Annotated in this window: 18 protein-coding genes; 7 read left to right on the top strand and 11 right to left on the bottom strand. The window is 54.9% G+C overall.

Translation table 11 applies throughout. The features are described from left to right. Window positions 1–24: 24 nt before the first annotated feature. Both ASN_RS09245 and ASN_RS09250 read right to left on the bottom strand, forming a co-directional pair. On the bottom strand, window positions 25–1962 hold the full coding sequence (locus ASN_RS09245) for a lytic transglycosylase domain-containing protein (protein ID WP_058987997.1): 1938 nt from the start codon (window positions 1960–1962) through the stop codon (window positions 25–27). A 210-nt stretch (window positions 1963–2172) separates the two neighbouring features. After that, the gene (locus ASN_RS09250) at window positions 2173–3072 is read right to left on the bottom strand and encodes a uracil-DNA glycosylase (RefSeq protein WP_058987998.1); all 900 of its coding nucleotides are present in this window, start codon (window positions 3070–3072) and stop codon (window positions 2173–2175) included. Window positions 3073–3222: 150 nt separating this feature from the next. On the opposite strand from ASN_RS09250, the gene ASN_RS09255 reads away from it, so the two are divergent. The 4 genes from ASN_RS09255 to ASN_RS09270 all read left to right on the top strand — a co-directional run bounded on the left by ASN_RS09255 (window position 3223) and on the right by ASN_RS09270 (window position 6842). Then, entirely contained in the window at window positions 3223–5085 is a 1863-nt protein-coding gene (locus ASN_RS09255; RefSeq protein WP_058987999.1) for a tetratricopeptide repeat protein, read from the top strand. Window positions 5086–5093: 8 nt separating this feature from the next. After that, the gene (locus ASN_RS09260) at window positions 5094–5987 is read left to right on the top strand and encodes a 4-(cytidine 5'-diphospho)-2-C-methyl-D-erythritol kinase (protein ID WP_197603359.1); all 894 of its coding nucleotides are present in this window, start codon (window positions 5094–5096) and stop codon (window positions 5985–5987) included. Window positions 5988–6110: 123 nt separating this feature from the next. Then, entirely contained in the window at window positions 6111–6557 is a 447-nt protein-coding gene (locus ASN_RS09265) for a hypothetical protein (protein ID WP_006558128.1), read from the top strand. A 75-nt stretch (window positions 6558–6632) separates the two neighbouring features. Further along, window positions 6633–6842, top strand: a complete 210-nt coding sequence (locus ASN_RS09270) for a TOBE domain-containing protein (protein ID WP_006558129.1) — start codon at window positions 6633–6635, stop codon at window positions 6840–6842. A gap of 50 nt (window positions 6843–6892) precedes the next feature. On the opposite strand, the gene ASN_RS09275 is transcribed toward ASN_RS09270, so the two are convergent. The 7 genes from ASN_RS09275 to ASN_RS09305 form a co-directional block, all read right to left on the bottom strand. Further along, window positions 6893–7603, bottom strand: a complete 711-nt coding sequence (locus tag ASN_RS09275; RefSeq protein WP_058988001.1) for an META domain-containing protein — start codon at window positions 7601–7603, stop codon at window positions 6893–6895. Window positions 7604–8110: 507 nt separating this feature from the next. Beyond that, window positions 8111–9115: an SDR family oxidoreductase gene (locus tag ASN_RS09280; RefSeq protein ID WP_058988002.1), complete on the bottom strand. Its 1005-nt coding sequence runs from the start codon at window positions 9113–9115 to the stop codon at window positions 8111–8113. 133 nt (window positions 9116–9248) lie between these two features. Beyond that, window positions 9249–9827 carry a YqaA family protein gene (locus ASN_RS09285; protein ID WP_058989256.1) on the bottom strand — a complete coding sequence of 193 codons (579 nt, stop codon included), beginning with the start codon at window positions 9825–9827 and terminating at the stop codon, window positions 9249–9251. A 102-nt stretch (window positions 9828–9929) separates the two neighbouring features. Next, complete coding sequence (locus ASN_RS09290; RefSeq protein ID WP_006558136.1) at window positions 9930–10139, bottom strand: hypothetical protein; 210 nt, start codon at window positions 10137–10139, stop codon at window positions 9930–9932. Further along, entirely contained in the window at window positions 10111–11610 is a 1500-nt protein-coding gene (locus ASN_RS09295) for an MATE family efflux transporter (protein ID WP_006558137.1), read from the bottom strand. The genes ASN_RS09290 and ASN_RS09295 overlap by 29 nt, the downstream gene beginning before the upstream one ends. Window positions 11611–11766: 156 nt before the next feature. Next, on the bottom strand, window positions 11767–12579 hold the full coding sequence (locus ASN_RS09300) for an ABC transporter ATP-binding protein (protein ID WP_058988003.1): 813 nt from the start codon (window positions 12577–12579) through the stop codon (window positions 11767–11769). Window position 12580: 1 nt separating this feature from the next. Further along, complete coding sequence (locus tag ASN_RS09305; RefSeq protein WP_058988004.1) at window positions 12581–13456, bottom strand: ABC transporter permease; 876 nt, start codon at window positions 13454–13456, stop codon at window positions 12581–12583. 195 nt (window positions 13457–13651) lie between these two features. On the opposite strand from ASN_RS09305, the gene ASN_RS09310 reads away from it, so the two are divergent. Next, window positions 13652–14584 carry a ribose-phosphate pyrophosphokinase gene (locus tag ASN_RS09310; protein WP_058988005.1) on the top strand — a complete coding sequence of 311 codons (933 nt, stop codon included), beginning with the start codon at window positions 13652–13654 and terminating at the stop codon, window positions 14582–14584. A gap of 5 nt (window positions 14585–14589) precedes the next feature. Further along, a complete protein-coding gene (locus tag ASN_RS09315; protein WP_058988006.1) occupies window positions 14590–15189 on the top strand; it encodes a histidine phosphatase family protein in 600 nt (199 codons plus the stop codon). A gap of 46 nt (window positions 15190–15235) precedes the next feature. Here the strand turns inward: ASN_RS09315 and ASN_RS09320 are convergent, their stop codons facing one another. Both ASN_RS09320 and ASN_RS09325 read right to left on the bottom strand, forming a co-directional pair. After that, window positions 15236–18244 carry a glycosyltransferase gene (locus ASN_RS09320; protein ID WP_058988007.1) on the bottom strand — a complete coding sequence of 1003 codons (3009 nt, stop codon included), beginning with the start codon at window positions 18242–18244 and terminating at the stop codon, window positions 15236–15238. 501 nt (window positions 18245–18745) lie between these two features. Beyond that, window positions 18746–20347: a carbohydrate porin gene (locus ASN_RS09325; RefSeq protein ID WP_231948155.1), complete on the bottom strand. Its 1602-nt coding sequence runs from the start codon at window positions 20345–20347 to the stop codon at window positions 18746–18748. Between the two features lie 1415 nt (window positions 20348–21762). On the opposite strand from ASN_RS09325, the gene ASN_RS09330 reads away from it, so the two are divergent. Beyond that, the gene (locus tag ASN_RS09330) at window positions 21763–24204 is read left to right on the top strand and encodes a membrane-bound PQQ-dependent dehydrogenase, glucose/quinate/shikimate family (RefSeq protein ID WP_058988008.1); all 2442 of its coding nucleotides are present in this window, start codon (window positions 21763–21765) and stop codon (window positions 24202–24204) included. The last annotated feature ends 453 nt before the right edge of the window (window positions 24205–24657 follow it).

Here is a 24657-nt window from a genome sequence, read left to right on the forward strand (position 1 = left end):
AGGCGGACTGATATCCGCCAGCCTTCAGTGCAGGACGCGCAGGTTGAGTGTTTGTGCCAGCGCCTGTTCATCCGCAAAGTCAGGCCATTTGTTGAGCGTCAACGCCGTAAGGGAAGGCGTGGGCAGTTTGAGTTTTGCAGCATAAATCCACAGATAGGACAGGGCACGGTGCACGTAATCCCGTGTTTCCGTGTTCGGAATCAGCTCCATGAACAGCAGCGGATCATCTGAGGCCGCCGCCGCTTTTTCCCACCGTGCCAGTGCGGAGGGGCCAGCATTGTAGCTGGCCAGCAGGCGGATCATGTCCCCACCGCGGACGGAGAGGTGCGTGTTATGCTGGGTCAGATCAGCCAGATACTGCACATAACGCTGCCCGATTTCCAGATTGAGGCTGGGGTCGTGCAGGGCCGTGGCGGCATTTTCAAACCGGCGGCTGATGGTGGTTGAGGAACCGCTGGTCACAAAGTCAGCCGTTAGCGGGCGGATCTGCATCAGCCCATGTGCGCCTGCTCCGGAAACAGCCTGTGGATCAAAATTGGATTCCAGCCGTGTCAGTGCATAGACCAAGGCCGGGTCCATGGTGAAGCCATGCCGTGGCTTTAGCAGCGGCAACGGCAGATCATCATGCTCTTTGCCATGCGCTTCATGCGCTGCCAGTGCGTCTGACATCTCGGTGGCCAGATCATGAAGGCCAGCAGATTCCGCCACAAGCTGGAAGGAGCGGGCGAGCGTGACATCACGCAGGTCCGGCCAGGCACGGCGGATGGTGTTTTCAGCCCGTTCCTGCTCGCCTACCTGAAGCAGGGCAAAAACACGACGGCCGATCTCTGTGCCGCCAACGGCTTCAATATCAATTTCTGTCAACACGGGGGCGGAGGGCCGGGAGGCTTCCTCCAGCGGTGCGAAATTGATCTTGTGGGTGTGATCCCGGCTGTGGTTGCCCGCAGCGGGGTGCAGGATATGGGCCGCCAGAAGGCCATAGAAACTGTTGGGGAAGGCTTCCGCATGTTGCAGCCATAGATGGCGCGCGCGGTCGCTGCCCAGCTTTTCATGCGCCCGTGCAGCCCAGAAGGCGCAGGCAGCCCGCATTTCCGGGGTGGCGTTGCGGGCGTGGGAAGCGCGTTCAAAGAACGGCGCGGCCTGCGCATACTGTTCCTGCTGCCACAGGGCCAGCCCCGCTACAAACCCGGCGAGGGCATTGTTGCCCTTGGCGCTTTCAACAGCAGTCCGGGCAATATCCAGCGCAAAATCTGTCTCGCCCGCATCCAGCATGGCCTGTGCTGTCTCGGCCTGAAGCTGTGCGGCATAGGCGGGGGTCATGCCCGGTGTGGCGGTAATCAGTTTCAGGGCGCTGTGTACGCCCTTCAGGCCCCACCCCGTGCGTTCCCGCAAGGTGCGGTCCAGCAAGGGGTTGCGCGTATAATCGCGGGTGAGCGGATCAGCCGGAATGGTCGCGTGTTCGGGGGTCAGATGCTCGCCAGCCGGAGCAGGAGGCAGAGGGCCCCCACGCTGTGGCAGGGCTGCCAGCCGGGCCCATATGGCGGCGGCATCGGCGTAGGAGGTATATTTTTTCAGCCAGCCCCGTAGTTCTGTCGCGCCGGGGTGGTAGGCGGGGTTGAGGTAACGGTCCGCCTCAATATCGCCCAGCAGGGTGGAATCTGTCAGGCGGGTGGTGCTGGTAATGGCTTCCGCAAAGGCCCCCTGCCGTTGCAGGCGGAAAATGGCGCGGATCTGGGTATCAACTTCAGGGGATAGCGGCTTCGGCAGAGGGATGTCATCCCCTTCCGGAAACGCCTGCCTGGGCAAGACCATCGCCAGCTCCTCGCTGTGCGTGTCTGGCCCGGGTTCGGGCGGCTTGGCATGGGCGCGCGTCGCTACGACGGTTGCACTAGCCAACAGGGCTGCTCCGGCCATAAAGGCCCTCGCTGCGATATTATGAGAAATTTGACCTATCGCTCGCATGGCTGGCGGGGTCTATGAGGTTCTGCTCCAAAAAGCAAGTTTGGTGGTCCGGAAGCACAGCGGGGCCCTCCTTTGGGTACGGGGCAAAGGCCCGCCTGAATAGCGGGTAAATTATTAAAGAACTACTTGTGTTTCTTAAGGAAAATTCTGTTCGATCACTGCATGATTATTTTTGTGTCAGGATCATGTTCCTGTTGTCACAATCTGTTTTCAACCATTTTGCTGTAGCATTTGGGCAACAAGCAGCAGATCGTTCCAGATGTCCTTTCTGGCAGTCGGGCTGGCACGTAATTGCAGCGGGTGTCGCATGATCAGCGCCGGCACGGGGGCAGGCAGACCGGCTACACTTACTGGCTGCCAGCTTCTACGCGGCAGGGCCTTGTTGGTTCCCGTTAAAAGGTGGGCAGGCAGGCGTCCGCACAGCAGAAGCCGCTGCGGCGCAAACAGGGCAATGGCCCGCTCCAGAAACGGCTGACAGATACGGCGTTCGGCGTCTGTAGGGGGTCTTCCTCCGGGTGGCCGCCAGGGAAGAGCCGTGGCCAGCAGCAGTGAATCCCGTGCCAGCCCGATGGCGCTCAGCATCTGGTCCAGCAATGTGCCGGACAGGCCAGAAAAAACATGGCCACTACGGTCTTCATCGGCGTCTGGCGCTTCCCCGATAATCATCAGAGGAGCGTGCATGGGCCCCTCCGGGAAGAGGGTATGCATGGCTGTTATGCGCAGTGAGCAGGAATCAAACTGCTCCACCGCCGCTTTCAGGGAGTCGGGTGACGTGGCGGCAGCGGCTACAGCACGTGCCTGTGCAATGCTGTCTGCAAGCAATGCAGGCCCTGCGGCCGATAGTGAGGCAGGGGAACTGGTGGAAGAGCGCTGCGCTGAAGCAGGAGCAGGCGTTGCCGGTGTTTTCCGCGCCTGCGGCCCGGCGGCAGGGTGGGGGCTGTGTCTGTGAGGATCATGGTCCTGATGGTCCCGGCTCTGACGCCCGGTCTCCTGCAGAACGGGCAACGGAGCAAGGCGTGCCAGCCGATGGTCTAGCGGCGCATCCTCAACAGCCGTGTCCACCCCCCATTCCGCATAGAGGTGGAGAAGAGACAGAGCGCCATCCATCATGTAAACCATACGGAGAAGGGGGCAGTTTGGCGGTTGGCTGCGGGCAGGGTAGAGAAGTGTCCGCCGTTCATGTCATTCTCCCCAGTTGTTGCCGGAACGGGGCCGCCCGAAGGGTTTTGGGGCCTGAGCCGCTCCTGGATAAGGGTCATTATGCTGTTTTGTCGCCTTCTGCCTACGGTTTTCCTGCTGCTTTCTGCATCTGTGCTGACACCCGCTGTTGCTGCGCGGGATGCTACGGCGGCTGAAGTCCATTCGGCGGGGCCGCATCAGGATCAGGCTGGCGGTCAACACGGGCATGTCGATTCGGGCGCTTTTCTGACAGCGGTGGTCGCAACCCATAACGGGGATGATCTGGATGCCGCCCGCGCCTTTAGGGCCGCCGCGGCGGCTGATCCGTCCAACAAGGATCTGGTGAAGCAGGCTTTTGTGCGCAGCGTCATGGCAGGAGACCCGGAGGCAGTGCCTCTGGCGCATCTCAACGCCGCGCTACCGGGCGGGCAGACTATTATTTCTTCTCTGGTGCTGGGGAATGACGCTGCGGTGCGCGGAGACTGGCCCGCAGCGTCCCGCTATTATCAACAGGCCGGGGCGGACCCCATGGCGCATTTGATCATGCCCATGCTTCAGGCATGGTGCCAACAGGCCCAAGGCCATGCCGATGAGGCCATTGCCGCTCTGACCCATATTCAGGGGTCCGTGCTGGTGCCGTTCTATACGCTCCATGCCGCCCTGATCGCGCAGGTTGCGCAGAAAAAGGCGCAGGCGGGAGATCTGTTTGCTCTCTCCGCCCGCATGATGCCGGGGTATGATCTGCTGCTGACCCGGTCCTACGCTGCGTGGTTCTGGGCGCAGGGGGAGCAGACAAAGGCCCGCAATCTGCTCCGCTCCATGCTTGAAGCAGACCCCGTTCTGGCGCTAGCAGGCACACAGTTACAGGCCTCCATCAGCCACTTTCCAGTAGCCTCCCCACAGCAGGGGGTGGCGCGCGCCTATGTGTTGACGGCTTTTCTGTTAAGGCAGCAATCGCTCCAGCAGTCTCGCCAGAGCGCCGCCGGGCAGGAAAACCGGCCCATGCCGAATGATCATCAGTTTGATGAGGCCTCCCGCCTGATGCTGGGGTTTGCGCTGGGGCTGGACCCTCATCTGGCGGAAGCGCGGCTGATGCTGGCTGAAATTCAGGATGATGAGGGGCATCAGACAGCAGCGCGGGAGACATTGCTGCGCATCCCGCAAACAGACCCTCTGGCACCAGTTGCGGCATTCCGGCTTGCGTTGGCAGATGGCTCCACGGGCAATCTGGATGAGGCGCGGGAAAAACTGAACCGGCTGGTGCAGGAGTCCCCCAATCTGATTCTCCCCGTCCGGGCGCTGGGGAACACCCTTTCCGCCCAGAAAGACTGGAAAGGGGCCATAGCCGCCTATACGCAGGCCATAGCGCTTGCCACCCCTAAAAAGGCGGTGGATTGGTCTCTGCTGTTTCTGCGGTCCATGGCGTATCACGAGATGGGAGACTGGCCGCACGCCAAAGCGGACTTGAAGGCAGCTCTCGTCCTTGCTCCTGATGAACCTGTCTTACTGAACTCCCTTGGCTATTCCATGGCTGAGCGGAAGGAAGATCTGCCTGAAGCGGAAAAGCTGTTGCGCCGGGCGATCGCGCTGTCCCCGCAGGATGCCGCCATTCGTGACAGTCTGGGCTGGGTGCGGGTGGAGCAGGGAGACCTTAAGGAAGGGATCATGCTGCTGGAACAGGCAGCGGAACAGACGCCGGAAGATCCGGAAGTCAATTACCACCTTGGCGAGGCCTACTGGCGCGCTGGCCGACACAGCGAGGCAGTGGATCAGTGGAACGTAGCGCTTGGTCTGAAGCCTGAACCCGGAGATGAAGCGCTGATACGTGCCGCTCTTGCACGGGCTGCCGCCTCAGGTGACAAGAAAGCCGAACAGATTCAACACGCGTCTCCCGCAAAGGCAGACGCACCAGCAGGCCAGCCCGGAGGAAAGCAAACGCCGTGATGTCAGCCATAATGGACCCATCAACACAGATTCTGACAGAACAGGCTCACGCCAAGATCAACCTGTATCTGCACGTTACGGGCAAGCGCCCGGATGGCTACCATCTGCTGGATAGTCTTGTGGTGTTTGCCGGTGCCGGAGACAGTTTGCAGTATCAGCCCGGTGCGGAACCATTGCATCTGGAACTGACAGGGCGCTTTGGCCAAACCTTGGGGGCGGATGCTGCCGGGCCGGATAATCTGGTGATGAAGGCAGCGGCGGCGTTGCGTTCTGTCAGCGGTTCTTCTGCCCACGTGCAGGGCGGGCGGCTTGTTCTGACCAAGGAACTGCCCGTGGCGTCTGGCATTGGTGGTGGCTCAGCCGATGCGGCTGCGGCAATCCGTTTGCTGGCGCGGGCATGGCAGGTGGATGTCCCTGTGGGCACATTGATGCATCTGGCGGAAAAGCTGGGGGCCGATGTGCCAGTTTGCGTCGCCAGTCAGACTGCCCGGATGGAAGGAATAGGCGAGCATCTCTCTGCTGCACCTCATCTGCCGACATGTGGCATGGTGCTGGTGAATTGTGGGCAGGCTGTCTCCACCCCGGATGTATTCCGGAAACGGGATAGTGCGTTCCGGGAGCGGGCGATTCTGCCAGCAGAGTGGAAATCGGCGCAGGACATGGCGAATGATCTGGCCCGGCTGGGTAACTGCCTCGAAGCCCCGGCTTGTGAGGTGTGTCCGCCCGTCAGGACTGTTCTCTCCGCTCTTGCCGAGCAGGCGGATTGTCTGCTGGCTCGAATGAGTGGGTCTGGTGCAACCTGTTTTGCGCTTTTCCCTTCTGCTGAAGACGCACGCAAGGCGGCGCATGCGCTTGGGGCAGAGCACCCGTCATGGTGGTTGTGGGGCGGAGCCTTGGCGTAAGCCGCTCTGGCGGAAACCATACAAGAGCCCCATATGTAAACGAGTGCCTTCCTTTATGGAGCACCACGGGCCAGACGCGCAGAGAGATAGGGCAGAAACAGATGTTCTCTCTCATTGAAGCGTATGGTCAAGGATACCGGGCACAGTGAAGGCCAGCAGGAAGAGGTGCGCATCATGTCTTCAAAAATAGACCTTACGCTGTCTGACGATCACAAATCGGTTCAGATGACGCTTTCAGGAGAGGGCACAGAACCTAAAGTGGAGGTTCCGCTTTCACTGGAGCAGGTTACCCACCTGATCAGTGTTCTGGGCCGTGTGCGGGAGACGATGCTGGCTGATCAGGACGTGCAGCCGATTGAAGGGGCACGTTTTACACCTGTTACCCGCACCAGATGGGCGCTTCAGCCGGAAGCACGCACAGAAGGTTCGGTGCTGGCGTTTCAGCATCCGGCGTTTGGCCCGATTGGGCTGGTGCTGACACCTGAGGATTCTGACCGGCTGATGCGCGGGCTGCATTTGCACCAGCAATTACGGCAGGAGCAGAAAGCCAATAGAGGCAAACTGAACTGACGTGATTGAAGATCACAGAGCGCTATAGCGCTCTGTGATGTGAAATTTGTATTTTAAACAAAGGATGAAGAAGACATGAGACTCAGTGCACGAAACCAGCTTCAAGGCAAAGTTGTCGCCATTCAAAAAGGCGCCACCACATCACACGTCAGCATCGAACTGACGGGCGGTGCCGTTGTGATGGCCGCCATCACCAATGAAGCGGTTGCCGATCTGGGTCTGACAGTGGGTGAACCCGCCACGGCTGTGATCAAGGCTTCTGATGTTATGGTCGGTGTAGACTGATTTTTTCTGCGCTCATGCTGTTCTGCATGAGCGTTTTCACCACGCCGGGATTATTTGACGGGCAGGTGTGACTGACGATGAAAGACCAGAAGCGGTTGTGTCTGGTCATTTAGCAAAGTCAGCATATCGCCCGGTGTGTTCATGCGCCAGGCGCTGGTCTGTTCAAGACTTGCCAGAAAAAGACGTTCCCGTTCCGCCGTTGTGGCGTCCATGCAGGCCCGACGCGTGGTGGCAACCGGCCCAAACTTCAGCTTCTCTCCCGTTGCGGTCATGGTCGCATTGATCTGATTACAGATGGTGGAGCCTGCAACGGTTCCGTCCTCATGCAATTCCAGCGTGGGTGTTGGTGTGCCGTCTTGCAGAAGTGTTTTCCCTAACGTGACCAGATACCAGGAGCCAGCAAGAGCGGGAGATGGTCGCTTTGTGCCATGCCGACGGAGAGTCAGTAGAATATTGGACTGATTTTTGAGGTTCAGCGGGGCTGGCATAGGGGTTTTAAACCAAGGTTGTCCCTCCACCAGAAGGGTGGCAACAACTCCGTAAGCCCGGTTCGGTTTCAGCAGGGCGCGGTTCAGCGTGATATGAAACGGAATAGGCACCTGCCGCGTAGTGGCAAAGCTGGCGCGTGATACAGTTTCAGGCTGCGTGGGCCTGTTTGTCATATCCACAATCCGTATTTCTACTGTGGCGGGGGGGAGAGCCATGCGCTCCCGGTAGGTTATGCTGCCATGTAGAGTAATGGGAGAAGATGTCTGAGCCATTCCGCTTGATAAGCCTCCCAAACCAAGAGCCCCGATCATCCCGAGCATTAGAGTTCGACGCAGAAAGGATGAAGACATAGGCTCTCCCGTGGGCATGGTGTGTGGCTGGAACTGTTCTTTTCTTCTTCATCCATAAGTTCAAAACCGGCAGATATTTGCCGTGATGCATAATGGATAAAGAAAAGCAGTTCCGATATTCAGTTCAAAGAGTAGAAACCCTGCTCCGGTCTATTGGTTGCCTGATGGCTGCTCAGCAGAGAAAGACAGAAAGCGGCTTCTGTTCATCCAGTGGCAATGACAGCGGAAAACAGATCCCGTTTTTTAAGAACGGGACATGCGGATAAGGGGGTACAGGAAACGCTGGGGCACGGGCTCACGGGTTGAAAGCGGTTCTGGAGACTGAAAATATCAACCTGTTCAGGTCCACAACCGCGCAACAGCTTAACCCGGAGGTTTTTCCGGGTATCTCTGCTCCCCCTATTTAAAAGGGGGTAAAAAAGGCCACTCTTACTTGCGGCCGGAGCGGATATGGGAAATCAGTCCTGTCAGCCCGGCTGCCAGCAATGCGCCCGCAATGCCAGCGCGTGCGCTGGATGTCACAAAGAAGGAAAGCGGGCTGTCCAGCCTGCGTGACTTGGCATCAAAAGCCCCATGCGCTGAAAATGCGCCAGGTACGCTTTCAAACAGATCATCCTTGGCGTCTGTATCAGCACAGGTTTTTTCAAGCTGGGCTTTATAGCCATGGTCTGCCATGCGCTTTTCCCGGCAGCCCGGCCCAAGAAGGCTCCAGATGGCGGCAAAAGTGGTGCTTGGCCCAATGGAGATGGAACGGCTGGTGGTAAAGGCCGCCCGACAAATAGCTTCCGCTGCTACTTCCGGCTCATACACGGGGCCAACAGGCTTCAGGCGTTTGCCGGTGGTGTTGCGGGTCCATCCATAATGCGGGGTGTTGATGGAGGGGAGATCCACCATCACAATCCGAATCCGATCGGCATCATGCAACAATTCTGGCCGCAGGCTTTCACAAAAGCCTCGCAGCGCGGCGCGTGATCCATTTTCCACAGCCTGTAGAGGCAGGCCACGCAGGGAAGGCGCCAGATCAAGATTGATAATGGCTCCATGCCCGCGGCGGCGCATGCGTTCAAGTGCCGCAAGAGTGCCGTTGACGCTGCCCAGATACGTCACTTCCGTGGCGCGGCGAATATCCTGCGGGGAGAGCGTAGCCACCTGCCCGACAACCGTAGCCCCGGCACAGTTGGCCCATGCGGTAATCGGGCCAAGCTCGTTCTCTACCCGGTCAGCCGCTTTGGCAACGGCATCTGCATCCGCAACATCCACGGGAATAACAAGGGTGCGGATGGAATGCGCCGCCAGATCCCGCGCGGTATCTTTCAGGCGGTCCTCATTACGGCCCAGAAGGGCAACGTCAAACCCTGCACGGCCCAGCGCACGGGCGGCGGCGCGGCCAATGCCTGCTCCGGCACCGGTAACAACAGCAATCTGGGATGGCATGTGGTGATCTCCCTTGCCTTCTGGCGTGGTGGTTCAGTTTTGTCGGATGTTTTGCCCCGCTCCGGGCTGTCCTGCAAGTTGCGGGCGGTGCCGGGCTGCTGTGCGGACGGCGTAGGAGCAGCGGGGGCAGAGGTTACAGATAACGAAGCGCCAGAATCCCGCCTATCAGAAGAACGGCAAAAACCCCCATCACCACGGGCAGGCGTGTTTCAATAAAGGCCTGAATGGGGGGACCAAACCTGCGCAGAAGGGCCGCCACCAGAAAGAAGCGAAGGCCACGGGTAATGGCGCTGGCGATAATGAACGGGCCCAGAGCAAAATGGGCCATACCACTGGCGATGGTGACAAACTTGTAGGGGATAGGGGTGAGCCCCTTGAACAGAACAATCCATACGCCCCACTGCCGGAATTTTTCCTGCAGGTTCAGCAGGGTGTGCTCGGCGTGGTAAAAGCGCACAATGGGCATGGCCAGATAGTCCAGCAACATGGCCCCGATCATCCACCCCAGAATCCCGCCTGCCACACTGGCTACAGTGCAGATGGCAGCGTAACGCCAGGCCTGCTGGCGCTGCGCAAGAACCATGGGCACCAGCAGCGTTTCTGGTGGTAGGGGGAAGAAACTGGCCTCTGAAAACGCCAGCGCCGCCAGCCATAGCGGCGCATATGGGCTGGCGGCGTGCTTCAGCACCGCAGCATAAAGGCGGTTCAGCAGGGACGGGCGGACAGGGGCTGTTACGTCAGACATGGCAGGACAGATGCCACGAGCTCAGTTCTGGCGCCAGAGCCCATGGCTGTGTTCCTTCACGGAAAGGATTTACATCCTTTCACGGCGTAGCACGTCCTCGGCCTTGCGATGGATGGTGTCATACTCTTCCTGTGTCAGCGTGCCGCGGTGGAGCATTTCACTGGCACGGGCCAGCGCATCGCGGGCGTGAGAGGCATCGGGTATCGGGTAACGTCGGCCCGGCAGGGCAAACGCGTCATCCGGCAGGGCGTTACGTTCTTCGGTTGTCAGTTTGGACATAAGGCTGATCCCCGTCTGGTTCACACAGTTCAGGTGTGTTGTTCAGTTCGTCCAGTTCTGCCATGGCGGCTTCGGCACTTACGGTCGGGATATCTGAAGCCGGAACTGTTCCCGGCTCGCTGGCAGTAACAGGCCCGGTGAGTGTCCGCGTAACACGAAACGCGGTCAAGACCGCCAGGGTGCCAAACACAATCACACCAGCCGCCTGCCCGATCTGCACGCCTGCTGGCCCGAAACGGGTGCCAAACCCCACAAAGGGAATGGTGCCCAGCGTGGCCCGCCCCCAGTTGAAAGCCGTGGAATACAGCGGAAAGCCAAGGTTGTTGAACGCAGCATTGGCCACAAACAGCATCCCCACAAACAGGTAACTGCCAATGGTCAGGGAGCAGAACAGATGGATCAGCATGGCGGCATCACCATGGGCATTGAAGACCCCCACCACATAATTCTGCATGGCTGCCAGAATGATCCATGTGAGCCCGATACTGAGGATGACCAGTTTCAGGGCCGCCCCCAGCGTCTCCCGCACACGGTGGTACAACTCCGCACCCATGTTTTGCGCCATGATCGGCCCAATGGAACCTGTCAGCGCAAAAACAAGCGAAAACAGCACCGGCACCGTGCGTTCTATGGAGGCTTGTCCGCCCACGGCTTCCAGACCGAACCGCGCCATGGATTCCGTCACGTAAACGCCACCAACCGGCGTTGCGAGGTTGGTGAGAATAGCGGGCATGGCAATGGAGCCCACATGCCGGGTATCCCGCGCAATGCGGGAGAAAGTGGGCCATGTGATCATGTCATGCCGCAATGCCCCACGCACACCGGCTGAGGCGACAACAAGACGGGAGATCACGGTGCTGATGGCGGCCCCGGTCAATCCTTCATGCAGCCCGAAAATCATGATCGGGTCCAGAATGGCGGCAACCACCGCCCCCAGAAGGGTGATGTGCATGGAGCCTTTGGCATCACCCACCACCCGCATCAGGGCGGAACACCCCATCCCGGTGCAGATAAGCGGTAGAAACGGACTGACGGTTTGCAGATAGCTCGTGGCGTAAGCCAGGGCATCGCCGCGCGCGCCAAACAGGGAAAGAATGGGGTGCGCCGCAATCATGGTGCCCAACCCCAGCAGGGTGGTGAGCATGAGCATGACAGCCAAGGCGGAGGAGGCAATCTGACGCGCATCTTCATGCCGCCCTGCTCCGATTTCCCGGCCCGTTGCTGCGCTGATGCCAATGGTCAGCCCAATGGCCACGGCAATCTGCAATCCGATCACCGCACCGGCAAAGCCTATTGCAGCCGTCAGGGCAGTCTGGCCGAGATGCGCGATATAGACCATGTTGAGCATATCAACGGCAAAAACGGCCATCAGCCCAATGGCCCCGGTGCCAGCCATAACCAGAACATGCCGCATGATGCTGCCCGTAATAAAACAGGCCTTTTGTCTGGATGGCGGGTCTTTCTGGGGCATGCGTACTCCGTTCCAGCGCCCGCAGGCAATCGTGACGAGTCTTGTATTATGTCATGTCCCTTCATTCCTGCGAATGGGGGAAAGAGAAAGCCGTCATGCCAACCCAGAAAAGCGCCTTCAGACACAAGCGGAGAAAGGGTGTAACGTCTTTCTTACTTATTCGTCAGATGCCACGATGGCTGCCGGGTCGGGCTGTGGCAGCACATTTTCCTCAGGGTTCGGGGCAATGGGCGTGCCGAGATATGCTTCCAGCACGTCCTCTGTTGGCCCATCCATTTTGATCTTGCCACCATCCAGCCAGATCAGACGGTTGCACCATTCAGCCATGACATCCGCCATGTGGCTGGAGAGCACCAGAATATCGGCTTTGGAGACCAGAGTTTCCAGACGGGAACGGGCACGCTGACGGAATGAGGCATCTCCCGCCATGAACCATTCATCCATCAGCAGCACATCCGGCATGATGGCGGTGGCCAGACCAAAGGAGAGCCGGACCATCATGCCGGAGCTGTAGGTCTGCACGGGAAGGTCCATAAAGGAGCCAAGCCCGGCAAAGGCCTCTACATCTTCCTCTACGGTCTGTATCTGCGATTTTGACAGCCCGGCGAACATGCCGCGAAGGTGAATGTTCTCACGCCCTGTCAATTCGTTGTTCATGCCCAGAGAAGGGTCAAGAAGTGTGCCGATATTGCCTTCTACCGTTACGCTTCCCTTGACGGGTTCATAAATCCCCGCCAGCGCGCGCAGCAAAGTGGTTTTGCCTGCACCATTTCCGCCTACCAGACCCAGTCTGTCTCCGGGGTTAAGCGTGAAGGAGATGTCCCGCAGGGCCTGTACCACCACACGGTCCCGACGGTCCTGCATGAAGCGGCTACCCAGAGAGGCCTGCATTGTCTTGCGCAAACTGCGGGCTGTTCCATGGTAAAGGGGGAAGGAAACGTCCAGATCCTGAACTGTAATGCCTGCCATTTTACACCCAATAGGCCAGACGCGCCCGCATGCGGGCAAACAGCAGGAAGGTCAGAACAGCCAACCCGGCGGACCACCCTAGCGCGGCGGGCCATATGGCGGCTTTCAAAACATCGCCGGTAAGGGGGGCGCGTAGAATTTCCATCAGGGGGAACATGGGGTCCAGTAACAGCCAGTTCTGACCAATGGACATCAACGCAGGTTTCCAGAGCACAGGCGTGACAAAGAACAGAATCTGCATGGTGCTCGCCACAATGGGAGGAACATCCCGAAAACGTGCGCCCAGGATGGCCAGAAGCAAGGTGGCGATAAAACTGTCAAGAACCCATACCACCAAGGCAATAGGCAGCGTCCAGGACCAGGCAGGTGTGACGTGGAACCACAGGAAGACCACGGCAACGACCGGAATATTATGTGCAACGGTCAGCCAGTTGCGCACGGTGGCACGCAGTACATGCAGGGTATAAGGCATGCGGGCGGAATGGATCAGCCCCGCTGCGGATGTAAAGGTGCGGCACCCCTCCTGTAGCGTGCTGCTGGCGAACCCCCACAACACGAGAGAGAAGGTGAGGAAGGGAAGATATTCATGGACATCCATCCGCATAAGGTATGCGTAAAGCACCCCCATGGCGGCAATCATGATGGCGGTGGAGGCCGTGAGCCAGAATGGCCCGAGGATGGACCCCCGATACCGCAGCTTGATATCCAGCCAGCCCAGCGTGCACCCCAGTCTGGCCTGTTTCAGACCATCGACCAGATCCTGCCATGCATGTCTGAAATAGGAGACGCCTTTTTCAGGAACAAGATGGAGCACGGGCTCAGGGCGGCTCAGGGGGGCCGCTGCGTCTGCTGGGGGGGAGTTCTGCATGGTATCCATGATAAGGTATGGCGATAGAGAACAGTGCCTGTCAGTGCAAGAGCGGGGGCGGAGGAAGGGCTTTTTTGCCACGGTATGCGGAGGGGTGGTCTGGGGAGCGCGCTAGATGGATGACAAGTGAGGCATCGGTTGCTAAACCCCCCACGACTCACCGCCCATCTGCCAACCCTGATAATACCGGGAACCATCCGTACCATGAAGATCGTCGCCTGTAACAGCAATCTGCCGCTGGCCGAGGCAGTTGCTACCGAGCTTGGCATGCCTCTGTGCAATGTGACCGTCCGCCGGTTTGCCGATATGGAAGTGTTTGTCGAAATTCATGAAAATGTACGGGGTGAAGATGTCTTCGTGGTGCAGAGCACCTGCACCCCTACCAATGACAACCTGATGGAACTGCTGATCATGCTGGACGCCCTGCGCCGCGGATCAGCCCGCCGTATCACGGCTGTCATGCCCTATTTCGGGTATGCCCGGCAGGATCGTAAATCCGGCCCTCGCACGCCTATCAGCGCCAAGCTGGTCGCCAACCTGCTGGTGGAAGCCGGGGCCAACCGTGTGCTGACACTGGACCTGCACGCCATGCAGATTCAGGGCTTCTTTGATATTCCGGTAGATAACCTCTACGCCGCGCCCCTGTTCGTGCGGGATATCAAGGAACGCTATGGCGACCGTGACCTCATGATCGTCTCCCCGGATGTAGGGGGCGTGGTGCGTGCCCGCCAGCTTGCCCAGCGCCTGAATACAGATCTCGCCATCATCGACAAACGTCGTGAGCGGGCAGGTGTGTCTGAAGTCATGAACGTGATTGGGGATGTCAAAGGCCGTCACTGTCTGCTGGTGGATGATATTGTCGATAGTGGCGGCTCACTGTGCAATGCTGCGCAGGCCATTTTCAATAACGGTGCCGCGTCTGTCGGCGCTTACGTGACGCACGGTGTGTTGACCGGCAGCGCGGTTGAGCGGATCAGCAATTCCTGCATTGAAATGCTGACATTGACGGACAGCATCAAGGCGACGGAAAGTGTGAAGGCGGCGGCCAATATCCGCCAGATTACAATTGCCGGTTTGCTGGCACGGGCCATGCGGGCCGTGTCTGATGAAAGCTCCGTTTCCTCCCTTTTTGATTGAGAACCATGCCTCAGCTTAGCCTCCGCCCATACTGGTATCTCCGTCACGGTCAGACTGACTGGAATCGGGAAGGTCTTTCTCAGGGGCGCACAGATGTGCCCTTGAACGAGACGGGGATTTCCCAGGCTGAAGCGGCGGTTAAGCTGTTTGAAACGGGCGTGCGCCGTTACCCCGCGTTTACGCATATCGTCAGTTCACCACTAGACAGGGCATTCCAGACCGCTGCCATTGTAAGGGAAGGGCTCATTGCCAACGGCTTTGACGCCCTTCCACTGGAAACGGACGAAGGATTGGAAGAAGTCTGCTTTGGTGAGCAGGAAGGCATGCCCATGGGGGACTGGTATGATAGCTGGATTGCCGGCGACTATACCCCGCAGGGGGCAGAACCGTTCGCTCAGCTCAGAGCCAGAGCAGTTGATGCTGTAAACCGGGCAACGGACAATGGTGGCGTTCCCCTTATTGTGGCTCATGGCGCCCTGTTTCGTTCGTTACGTGCGGCCATGAACCTGCCTGCCAATGTTCGTCTGCCGAACGCCACTCCGCTCTGGCTCAAGCCGGGGGAGGCGGAACAGCATGCGTGGTCTCTTTCCGTGATAGAGGCGTGAGACGGGCATATCTTTGAGGTTCCGTTTTCTCTGGCAGAAAAAACGGTTATCGGGAAGAATGGTTGTCTGGCCTGACCTGCTGAAATTTCACAGGATCATGCAAAATCCACACTAGCCTTGAATGGGGCATGTGAAGAGGCACAATAAGGCCTCCGCCTGCCTGCCGAATACGTTCGGCTGGGGCTCCTATATCGTACACAATCACTGGTTTTTCTACCATCCATAGCTGGGTCAGAACGTAAGACCACGTTTCCGGCCAGATGGAAGGAAGAAAAAACCAGTCGATCCTGAATTTTTCTATAAAGTACTTTATTTCAAATTCTTTGTATTTCCCGGTTATTTTCACGACACCTGTTTCCAGAAGTGCGTTGTCGTTGCAACTGTAGCCAATCAACACAAATTCAATAGGAAAGGCGTTTTGCGCAATAAATCTGGCAAGAGCCAAAATCTGGTAAAATCCTTTTTCTGTACTGATGGCGCCTAAAATGCCGATAATCCGTTTTCGGGAGGCTGGAAGCGCAGGGAAAGTGATTTCCCGTAAATCTGGTACAATTTCCCATGGGATGACGTTTATCGGAGCGCTAAAGTAGCGACGCAGTCGTTGTGCCGTATCTTGAGAAGGCGCAATAACTTGCTCTGCATGTTCCAGAATGGCAGCGCTCTTTTGGCGTAACACAGGAATGGCGCTGTATTCCCCAGTCTTGCTTCCGCGTTCCCTCAAGCAGGACTGACAGGCTGTCTCACTGGGTTCACCGCAATAAGTGCCTGAATCCTGCGTCAGGGTAATTTGGGGGCAGAACCATGAATAATCGTGAATATAGACATCATAAGGAAGCCCGATCTGGCTTAGATGAAGAATATTTTCAAGGCCATTTCCAATATAGCTATGAATCTCTATTTTCTGGCAATTCAGATGTTCTGCAAGATGGCGGAAAGCGGAAAGACTTTGAGGGATGATCAGGTTGGGAAAGTGCTGTTGTAATACGCTGTCCAAACGCCAGATCTTTTTTCCATTTTCCAGTCGATCTGGTTTTAGAGTGAATGAGACATAGCCATACTTTACGTAATCAATAGAGCGATGACCAATATGCCGTAAAATGCCCCCCTCACGATCATGCGCGATAAGAAAAACTGATTTCTGCAAACCATAGTGTTTCCTGAAGCGTGCCAGATCCAGTCTTCGTCTGTAAAATAGCAAAGGATCATTTAGCTGCCAGTTTCGAACAATCTGGCCATATCCCTTGTGAACGTCATTCATAATACCAAGATTACGGCCCATCAGATCCGTTTTGACGTGGCTGAAGGACTGGCTTTCTGCGTGCCCGACATATGTTCCCAAACACGCAACATGTCGCCAGCCCAATGCGGTGGCACGGCGAGAAAAATCGTTTTCTTCACCATATCCCTGAGCAAAAATATCTTCACGGAATAATCCGACGCTTTCCAGACATTCAGATTTTATATACATGCAAAATCCATGAGCGGTGGGAACCTCAGGAAGTTCTCCCTGCCAGGATTGCATCATGATACGATTTAATTCTTCACATTCCTCGATCGTTGGAAAAGGATTTTTTCCGTCTTTGTCCGGATAGCTGAAAATGGTTGCATTGTTTGAAAGTGGCGTGGCCGTTCCGATATTCTCCTTTAAATAAACGGCTTTTTGAAGTTGATAAATCCAGTTTTCTGAAACAATCGTATCGCTATTGAGAAGAATCACATCCTCTCCCGCCTCTCTCTGACGCATTCCTTTATTGACAGAAGCAGGAAAGCCGAGATTCCGATCATTATGAAGAATAGAAAAATATTCATTTTCTGGAAGACTATTTAAAAAATGGACTATATCCTCATTTGGCGAGGCATCATTGATAACAATAACACGCGCGTTGTCGGGATTGTGGCGTAAGACTTGTTGCAGGCATAAGCGGGTTGCTTCAAATCCATTATAGACCGGTATGATAACAACAACTTTCCTGATACCGCTTTGAGACGAGTGTGCTCTTTTCTTATAAAGTGCCGGGAAAGCTTCGCGGCTTGCATGCGCATATAAAACTGCTTGTTCTGCTAAAATGTTGTAATGCAAAGGGCTGCCGTATAATTGAACACCTGTTTCTGTTGTGACAGACAAGCTTTTTTCTGAAAAAGAAATGTTGTTCAGAGGATAGGAGAAGGGGGGAAGGCATGCTTCTCCCGAAAGATTCCTGATGTCAAAGAGTTTTGTGGGGCAGGTTGTTATTTTGATTGGTCTGTAAAGGGCAGAACGGTCGGAAGTGTGCTTTTGGGGGGACTGCGCGGTAATATGCAATTTCACAGGCCGCTCTGGTTCAGAACGATAATGAGCCCAGCCTTTGAGATACGTTTCTGTGGCTTCAACAAAGCCGTCAATTTTGAGAAAATTGTCTATATTAAAAACAGTGCCGATGTATTTTCTGTCAGGAGATTCCAAGGTGATGGATCGCGCTGTTTTCCAATTCTCAGGCAACGTTATTCTGATCTCGGGCCCTTCTCTTACATAGACCAAAGAAGCCAGAGAAAACGTTTCCTTATCAATGATAAGGCTCACATTTTTTGTGGAAAGAGATGTATAATCGGTAAGCACCAGCTTTCCAGTCAAGGAAAGAGATGCCCACCCTTCATACTGATTATGGCACGTAATGGTTTTTGCCAGACTGTTGAAGACGGGATGGGGAAGGGCAACGTACTGGGATAGATACCCGGCGAGTTCGTCCTTGGCCAAGGACCAGTTTTGGAAATGCGCCCGAACACATAATAAAAGAGTAGCGCAGACACGTGACGGCGCACGAGTGTTGAGTAATTCAAGCGCTTCAGACGTTGTTGGAATATTCAATAATAAACGTGTGCAGCCAATAACCATGGTGATGCGGCCATCGCTCGGGTGGCTGCGTTGGAGGTATTCACAATGATATAAAATGGCACGAAAGGAGTCTGTGTCTTTCTCGCTTTCAAAAGAAAGCTCACGTAATAAAGGGAAATCACTTTTCAGAGGATAGAGAACAGATCGCAACACGCGCAAAACAAATTGCGGAAGGATCTGCATACTCTCATTCATAAGCATATCTTAACAAGCGGTAATATATGCTTATGATATTGTTAATAAATTTGAGTGTCAATTTAGACAAATGTTAAAAATTTTGTTCGGGATCAGAACGCGGGTCAGTTTTAGGGGGGGGATCGTTTGAATAATCGGAAGAGGAGGGGCTGTAAGAAAGAGAGTTCTAAACCCCCTTCGTGGTTTTCTCTCTATAAAGAGATTAACGAGTTCGGATTACCGGCCCATTTATAACGGAGAGTTTTTCGAACCCTCTACGTGGTCCTAAAGCAGGACAGGCACCCCTGGAGATTTGATGCGTGACTATCGGGCCGAAAATCACGTATTCAGCCATCAACAGCTCATCGGACCGGCCTGATAGAGTTTTCAAGAAGCTTTTAAGTCGGTGCTTGTACGTGGTGAGAGCAAGAAGCCCTCACCCCATCTTGCCGCGCGGTGGGTAATTTCCAAATGGATGACGGTGCGGTATTTTTGGAGCGTAAAGAGCGGTCACAAATTGGCAATGACTTTCAAGCCCACAAGCGCAGCATCTGGGCGGCGGGATGTTTCTCCGGGGCGGATCATATACTGAAATTCCGGCTGCACCAGAACACCGGGGACGGCATCAATGGCGTAATAGGCTTCAATGACATGCGAGTCAGTCTGAGGTGCCAACACCTGAGCCCCTAAGGAAAGGCCAGCATCCTGCGCGTACATTTGCCCAAGCTCCTTCCGATGACTGACATGATACCAAGAGTATAAAATACCCAGTCTGTCCGTCAGGCGCGACGGGATGACACCATTAAAGGAAATCCCGCCATAGGCTTCATCCGAGATAGAGGAAACATGAGGCGTGTTATGAATGTAACCCGCCATCAGGTATCCGCCCGCCATCTGGTTACGCCCCCCTTTCCGGTAAATCATCTGATCGCCTTCAAACCAGAACATATCCATCGGCGCGCTATGAAGGCGGCCTGTTGCTATGACCTTGTTTGCGGGAGAGGTTCCAAGCACGTCTGGATAGCGTGAGGTGTCGTGTGCATAACCAAAAACATAATGGCCAGGAAGACGGTTTCGCGTCAGGAAGGGTTGCCAGGTAAACTCTATTGGCAACATTAATCCGGTTGTGTTCTCGCTACCCCAAGCCCAACCGCTGGGGTTGGTGGAAAGAGGGCTAACCTGATAGGCGCCTAATTGCACCATCGTATCGCGTGTTGGACGAAAGCGTACGCGGCTGCCCCAGGTTGCTTTGGGATAAACAGCAAAGCCAGGATCAACTTTTAAGGCAACAGGCGCTGAGCATGTCACCATAAAAGAACAGATCAGGGGCGATGTCGCGAAAACATGCGTAAGGGACATACGGCCAAACGTGATGTCCATACGGTTCTGGAGGAATTTTTTCTCGGCATAAAAATCGACAAGATGGGCCACTACATGACCGGATAGACCGTAAACTTCCATAAGGCTTACGTAATATTCTCCAACGCGATCATGTGAGACTTCTCGTCCGGCACGGTTCATAAGCAGCGTATGAATGGACCATCCGTTCCAGCCAGCCAATTTCCCCAGATCAAAGTTCATTTGCAGGGTCAGTTCATGCACGTAATCCATGCCGCGTTGCATGCCACCGTGAATGTTGGCCATAGCCTCTCCTTTATAAGAAAAGGAGAATACAAAACCCTTTTTTTGAAGCCTTTCTCTGAAAGGCATGATCTGTGGAATAAGATGCCCGCTTCCGGCCGTGGGAACATAATAGGGATCATCCATATCCGTGCGGCGTTGGGCATCCAGTTCTGATGGAAGAAGCCAGGAGAGGCCCTCTTTTCCTGTCAGGTCATCCAGTTCCATTTTATGGAATGTTTTTGAACTTTGATATTCGTCCACACTGGGAACCACCATTGTGGCCAGACCCGGCCAAGGTGCGATGGGAACACCGCTTGCAGGCAGCGGAGAGTTTTTAGGACGTACAAGCACACGCGGATCAGGTTGAGAGGGATCATCCTTAGACTGTGTTCCAGAAATAACGTCTACATAAACTGGATTTTTAGGAGGAGGCGTTGGTGCTGTGGTCGCGTCATCAGCATGCGCCATGCTGAACGAGGTAGTGAGCATCACTCCTCCTGCAAGCGTTATTCCCCAGATGACAGAGCATGCTTTGTGTTTAGAGAGTCTGTTGCTGCGTTTGCGATACATGATCTGACCACGGATAAGTTTCGGCACTCTGGCCAGAAGGTGTACGGATAAAACGTGAGAAAATAGGAGATGGGACTAAAGGAGAAAGAACCTTTCGGAAGTGTAATTCAGTGATCTCTCAGGAATAAAAATACGCGCGTATTTTTCCTGAAAATGAGATCTTACATGTTTAACTCCAACAGTTTTTTAAACGGACCCTGACGAGTCAGGGTCCGCCTTCCGCCAAGAGAACCTTCTTTCATTTGAAGGAAGGCACGATGAGATAGCATGTTTCTTTTCAGAATCTTTAAAAAAAGATCTAGTAAAAAACACAATATTGTTACATTATCGTTGTATAAATAAACGCAGATATAGTAATCACTTCCTGCTGGAAGTGATTTTTATTTTTTTTGATTGTTGTGGCTGATCAGCCGGGAATATCTGCTCAAAAACAGATTTCCATTCTATTAAAATAAAAAACGTAAAATATAAAAAGGAAAAATATTAAATATGGACGTCTAGGATTTTCCAGACCAGTCAAAGAAGATCATCAAGGAAGAGTGAGTCATATTACCTGGAGCCTCGAGTTCTGAACGTTGCTGTGTATGCATTCTTTAAGGCACCTAAAAAGGTTCCATGTCCAATATATGAAATATGAGTTCTCCATATTTATTTTATATAGGCATAAACAGAGCAAGATTTATTGATGCGAGTCGTTCTCATAAAAAATATAATATTATCAATTGGTTAATTGTTTGTTCGTGGCGGAGGAAGATGGTCTCCCTTGATCGCAGTGTGCTGGGAAATGATACTTTTTCTCACCGGAACGTGATTTTCAACGCCTTTGGAGAAGGGGATTTTAATGGGTGTTGGGGGGGGAAGATCAGGGGAAGGTTTTCACGATGGCAATAGTCTTGCACGTGGAAGGGATCGCAGAGTTCAGGGCTGCATGGTTTTCTGGAAAGGAATAGGGGTATTTGACCATTTTTTAATAAAGTTTTGTCATTTTTCTGAAGATTTCACGCTGCATTTCCTTGACACAATCAAACATATTGGACACAGAGCAATTTCCATTCCTCTGGGAAAATGATGGAGAGTCATCGCGTCGGTAACAGAAGCCAGCCATCCTGTGTGCACGGGATGCATCTTTGAGGGCAGTCCGTCTTTCCGCAAAAGGAAGATCCTCTGCTTGATTTGCAAAAGGTGTATCCCAGGCCGACAGGTGGCGGAAGTTTGTGCAGGAAATAGCGACCTTCGAGAAAAAACCTCTTATCAGAAACCAGCGTATCTGGATTTAATCGTAACCTCGGCCCGGCACTTTGCTGTCAGGACGATTTCAATATTGGAGTGATAGCATGGGTGGCGTTCAACCCGCAGATCACCATTCTCCGTTAGGTGGCATTTATCGTGCCATTTTTTCTGTTATCAGCCTTGCAGCTGGTCTGGCGCTTGCTTACGGTGGCGTGCAGCTTCTAACGCTGGGTGGATCAAGTTATTACCTGCTGGCCGGGGTGGCTTATATTGCACTGGCAGTCCTGGTTTTCCTGAAGCATCCGTATACCTTAATTGTTTCAGGCGTTGTTTTTGCAGCAACCTTTGTGTGGGCGCTATGTGACACGCCTGAAATTGGATACTGGGCGCTTTTGCCGCGTCTGGTTGTGCCAGCCATTTTGTTTGCCCTTAATTTGTGGGCCGTGGCGACTTTTCCGGCAACACCGTCAGCTGTTCAGCGGGGTACGGTTTTTGGCGGTCTGGGCATTGTTGGGTGCCTGCTGGTGACATTGGTGGAAGCCTTTTTCCCTCATGGGCAGATCAGCAATCCGGATGCATCTCCTGCAAACCCTCAACTGGCTCAAACTGGCAAGCCAGAGGTGCCCGAGGACTGGGAGTTCTACGGGCGGAATGCTCAGGGTACCCGTTACGCCCCTTACACCCAGATCACACCGGCAAACGTCAGCAAGTTGAAGGTGGCCTGGGTTTACCACACGGGCAGAAGAACACATGGGCCGGGTGCCGGGGTGGATGAAAACACGCCGCAGCAGATTGGCAATGTGCTCTATTCCTGCACACCGGAAAATCTGATCACGGCTCTGGAAGCCGATACCGGAAAAGAAATCTGGAAATTTGACCCCAAGGCTCATACTGCTGAACACGTCACGTGTCGCGGTGTTGGGTATTATGATGCCGCGAAAGACACCACCCTCACGGCTGAGGAAAAGGCAGCAGATGACGCTGCGCCTATGTGCCATCAGCGTATCCTTGTTTCGACCGTGGATGCCCGCTTCATCGCGCTGGACGCCCATACGGGTGCTCAGTGTGCCGGTTTTGGTGAAAACGGTCAGGTTGACCTTAAAAAACAGATGGGCCCAGTTGAAGGTGGTAAACGCTATCACCCAACCTCCCTTCCGGTTGTTATGGGTCATGTTGCTGTTATTGGCGGCTGGGTGCGTGATATTGTTCACGGTGAACCCTCAGGTGTCGTGCGCGCTTATGATGTGCGGAACGGCTCTCTGGTCTGGGCCTGGGATGTAGGTGACCCGGAAAATACCGGTGCTCCCCCCGAAGATCAGACCTACACGTTGGAAACCCCCAATGTGTGGACCATCCCCACTTATGATAAAGAGCTGAACCTCGTTTACCTGCCTACCGGTAATGGCCCGCCTGACTACTGGGGTGGAGACCGGACAGTCGCCAAGGAAAAATTTGGTGCAGCCGTTGTGGCCGTCGATGCCTCTACGGGCAAAACAAAGTGGGTCTTCCAGACAGTCCATCACGATCTCTGGGATTATGACCTGCCGTCTCAGCCTGTCCTGTATGATGTAACCAATGCTCAGGGTGAAAAAATTCCTGCCCTGATTCAGGCCACAAAGACTGGACATATCTTTGTTCTTGACCGCCGCACCGGCAAGCCGGTTACCGAAGTCCAGGAACGGAAGGTTCCAACGTCCCCTACAGCGCAGGGCGAACATCTGTCTCCCACCCAGCCGTTCTCTGTTGGTATGCCGACCATTGGGGCGGATCCGCTGACGGAAAGCTCCATGTGGGGTGTCAGCACGTTTGACCAGCTTTACTGCCGGATCATGTTCAAGGATTCGGTTTATGAAGGTCCGTTCACGCCGCCGGGTGAAAAACCCTATATTGAATGGCCCAGCCTGCTGGGCGGGATGAACTGGGGCGGTATCTCCATTGATGAAGCCCGCGGCATCATGTTCGTCAACGATATGCGCATGCCCTTGCGTATGACGCTGGTGAACCGTGAAGAGGCAAAAAAATATAAAGTTTCCACTGATGAAGTGCCGGGCTTCATGGGCACCATTCGTCCGCAGGTGGCTGGCCCTTATGCCGGGGTGCGGATTGATATTCTGCAATCTCCGCTGCAGGTGCCCTGTAATACGCCTCCCTTTGGCACCATGAGCGCCATTGATCTGCATAGCAAAAAGATGCTGTGGCAGGTGCCCATGGGCACAACGCAGGATCTTGGTCCGATGGGTATAAAGACCCACCTGCCGGTTCCCATGGGTATGCCTACTCTGGGTGGCCCCACGTCAACAGCTTCTGGTCTGGTCTTCTTTGCGGGCACACAGGACTATTATCTGCGTGCACTGGATTCCGGCACAGGCAAGGAAGTTTGGCGCGAACGTCTGCCGGTTGGCGCTGTCGCTGCTCCCCTCATTTTCCGTTCTCCCAAAACGGGTAAGGAATATGTGGTTATCTCCGCTGGCGGTATGAGCCACTCTCCTGATGTAGGAGATTACATCATAGCCTACACGCTGCCGGATGACGCTGCTGCCAAATAAGCAGTTCGCCAGAACACAAAGAGATCCCCGTTTTTTGCGGGGATTTTTTTTGCTTTGTTTGCGGGGTTGGAGGGGCTGCTTTCTGCGGTTGTTAAGTACCTGGGGCGCTCAGGTCGTTGTTGTGGTGTTGCTTCATGAGTGCCTTGTCGTGGCGTGAGGGTGCTGGGGGTTCGGGGCTGGGATGGGGAAGCTATGCGGAAGTGGTTTCTTACTTCCGGCGTATGGTGTGCTTGGTTATCTGCTGAGGGCTACGGCTGCTCCTGAGGCTGTGTGGGTCTTGCTGGGGTGAAGATGGGCGCAATCATGGATAATAGTTAACATTTCTGATGGGGTGATTTTTGAGGTTTATGAGTGGGTTGGGGGTGGTATTTTTCCGATTCAGTGGCTGTTGACTGGGGTATTTTGTTTGATTTGCGAGAGGGGTTGACGGTGTGTTGGTGTTAGCTTAGAAAG

The organism is Acetobacter senegalensis (assembly GCF_001499615.1).
Taxonomy (GTDB): domain Bacteria; phylum Pseudomonadota; class Alphaproteobacteria; order Acetobacterales; family Acetobacteraceae; genus Acetobacter; species Acetobacter senegalensis.

Bases quoted from the DNA above. Each gene is read 5' to 3' on its own strand.
- ASN_RS09310 (WP_058988005.1), top strand. From the start codon at position 13,652: ATGAAGATCGTCGCCTGTAACAGCAATCTGCCGCTGGCCGAGGCAGTT.
- ASN_RS09325 (WP_231948155.1), bottom strand. From the start codon at position 20,347: ATGCTCACTACCTCGTTCAGCATGGCGCATGCTGATGACGCGACCACA.
- ASN_RS09270 (WP_006558129.1), top strand. From the start codon at position 6,633: ATGAGACTCAGTGCACGAAACCAGCTTCAAGGCAAAGTTGTCGCCATT.
- ASN_RS09255 (WP_058987999.1), top strand. From the start codon at position 3,223: ATGCTGTTTTGTCGCCTTCTGCCTACGGTTTTCCTGCTGCTTTCTGCA.
- ASN_RS09275 (WP_058988001.1), bottom strand. From the start codon at position 7,603: ATGGCTCAGACATCTTCTCCCATTACTCTACATGGCAGCATAACCTAC.
- ASN_RS09295 (WP_006558137.1), bottom strand. From the start codon at position 11,610: ATGCCCCAGAAAGACCCGCCATCCAGACAAAAGGCCTGTTTTATTACG.
- ASN_RS09250 (WP_058987998.1), bottom strand. From the start codon at position 3,072: ATGATGGATGGCGCTCTGTCTCTTCTCCACCTCTATGCGGAATGGGGG.
- ASN_RS09330 (WP_058988008.1), top strand. From the start codon at position 21,763: ATGGGTGGCGTTCAACCCGCAGATCACCATTCTCCGTTAGGTGGCATT.
- ASN_RS09320 (WP_058988007.1), bottom strand. From the start codon at position 18,244: ATGCAGATCCTTCCGCAATTTGTTTTGCGCGTGTTGCGATCTGTTCTC.
- ASN_RS09305 (WP_058988004.1), bottom strand. From the start codon at position 13,456: ATGGATACCATGCAGAACTCCCCCCCAGCAGACGCAGCGGCCCCCCTG.
- ASN_RS09245 (WP_058987997.1), bottom strand. From the start codon at position 1,962: ATGCGAGCGATAGGTCAAATTTCTCATAATATCGCAGCGAGGGCCTTT.
- ASN_RS09265 (WP_006558128.1), top strand. From the start codon at position 6,111: ATGGTCAAGGATACCGGGCACAGTGAAGGCCAGCAGGAAGAGGTGCGC.
- ASN_RS09315 (WP_058988006.1), top strand. From the start codon at position 14,590: ATGCCTCAGCTTAGCCTCCGCCCATACTGGTATCTCCGTCACGGTCAG.
- ASN_RS09280 (WP_058988002.1), bottom strand. From the start codon at position 9,115: ATGCCATCCCAGATTGCTGTTGTTACCGGTGCCGGAGCAGGCATTGGC.
- ASN_RS09290 (WP_006558136.1), bottom strand. From the start codon at position 10,139: ATGTCCAAACTGACAACCGAAGAACGTAACGCCCTGCCGGATGACGCG.
- ASN_RS09300 (WP_058988003.1), bottom strand. From the start codon at position 12,579: ATGGCAGGCATTACAGTTCAGGATCTGGACGTTTCCTTCCCCCTTTAC.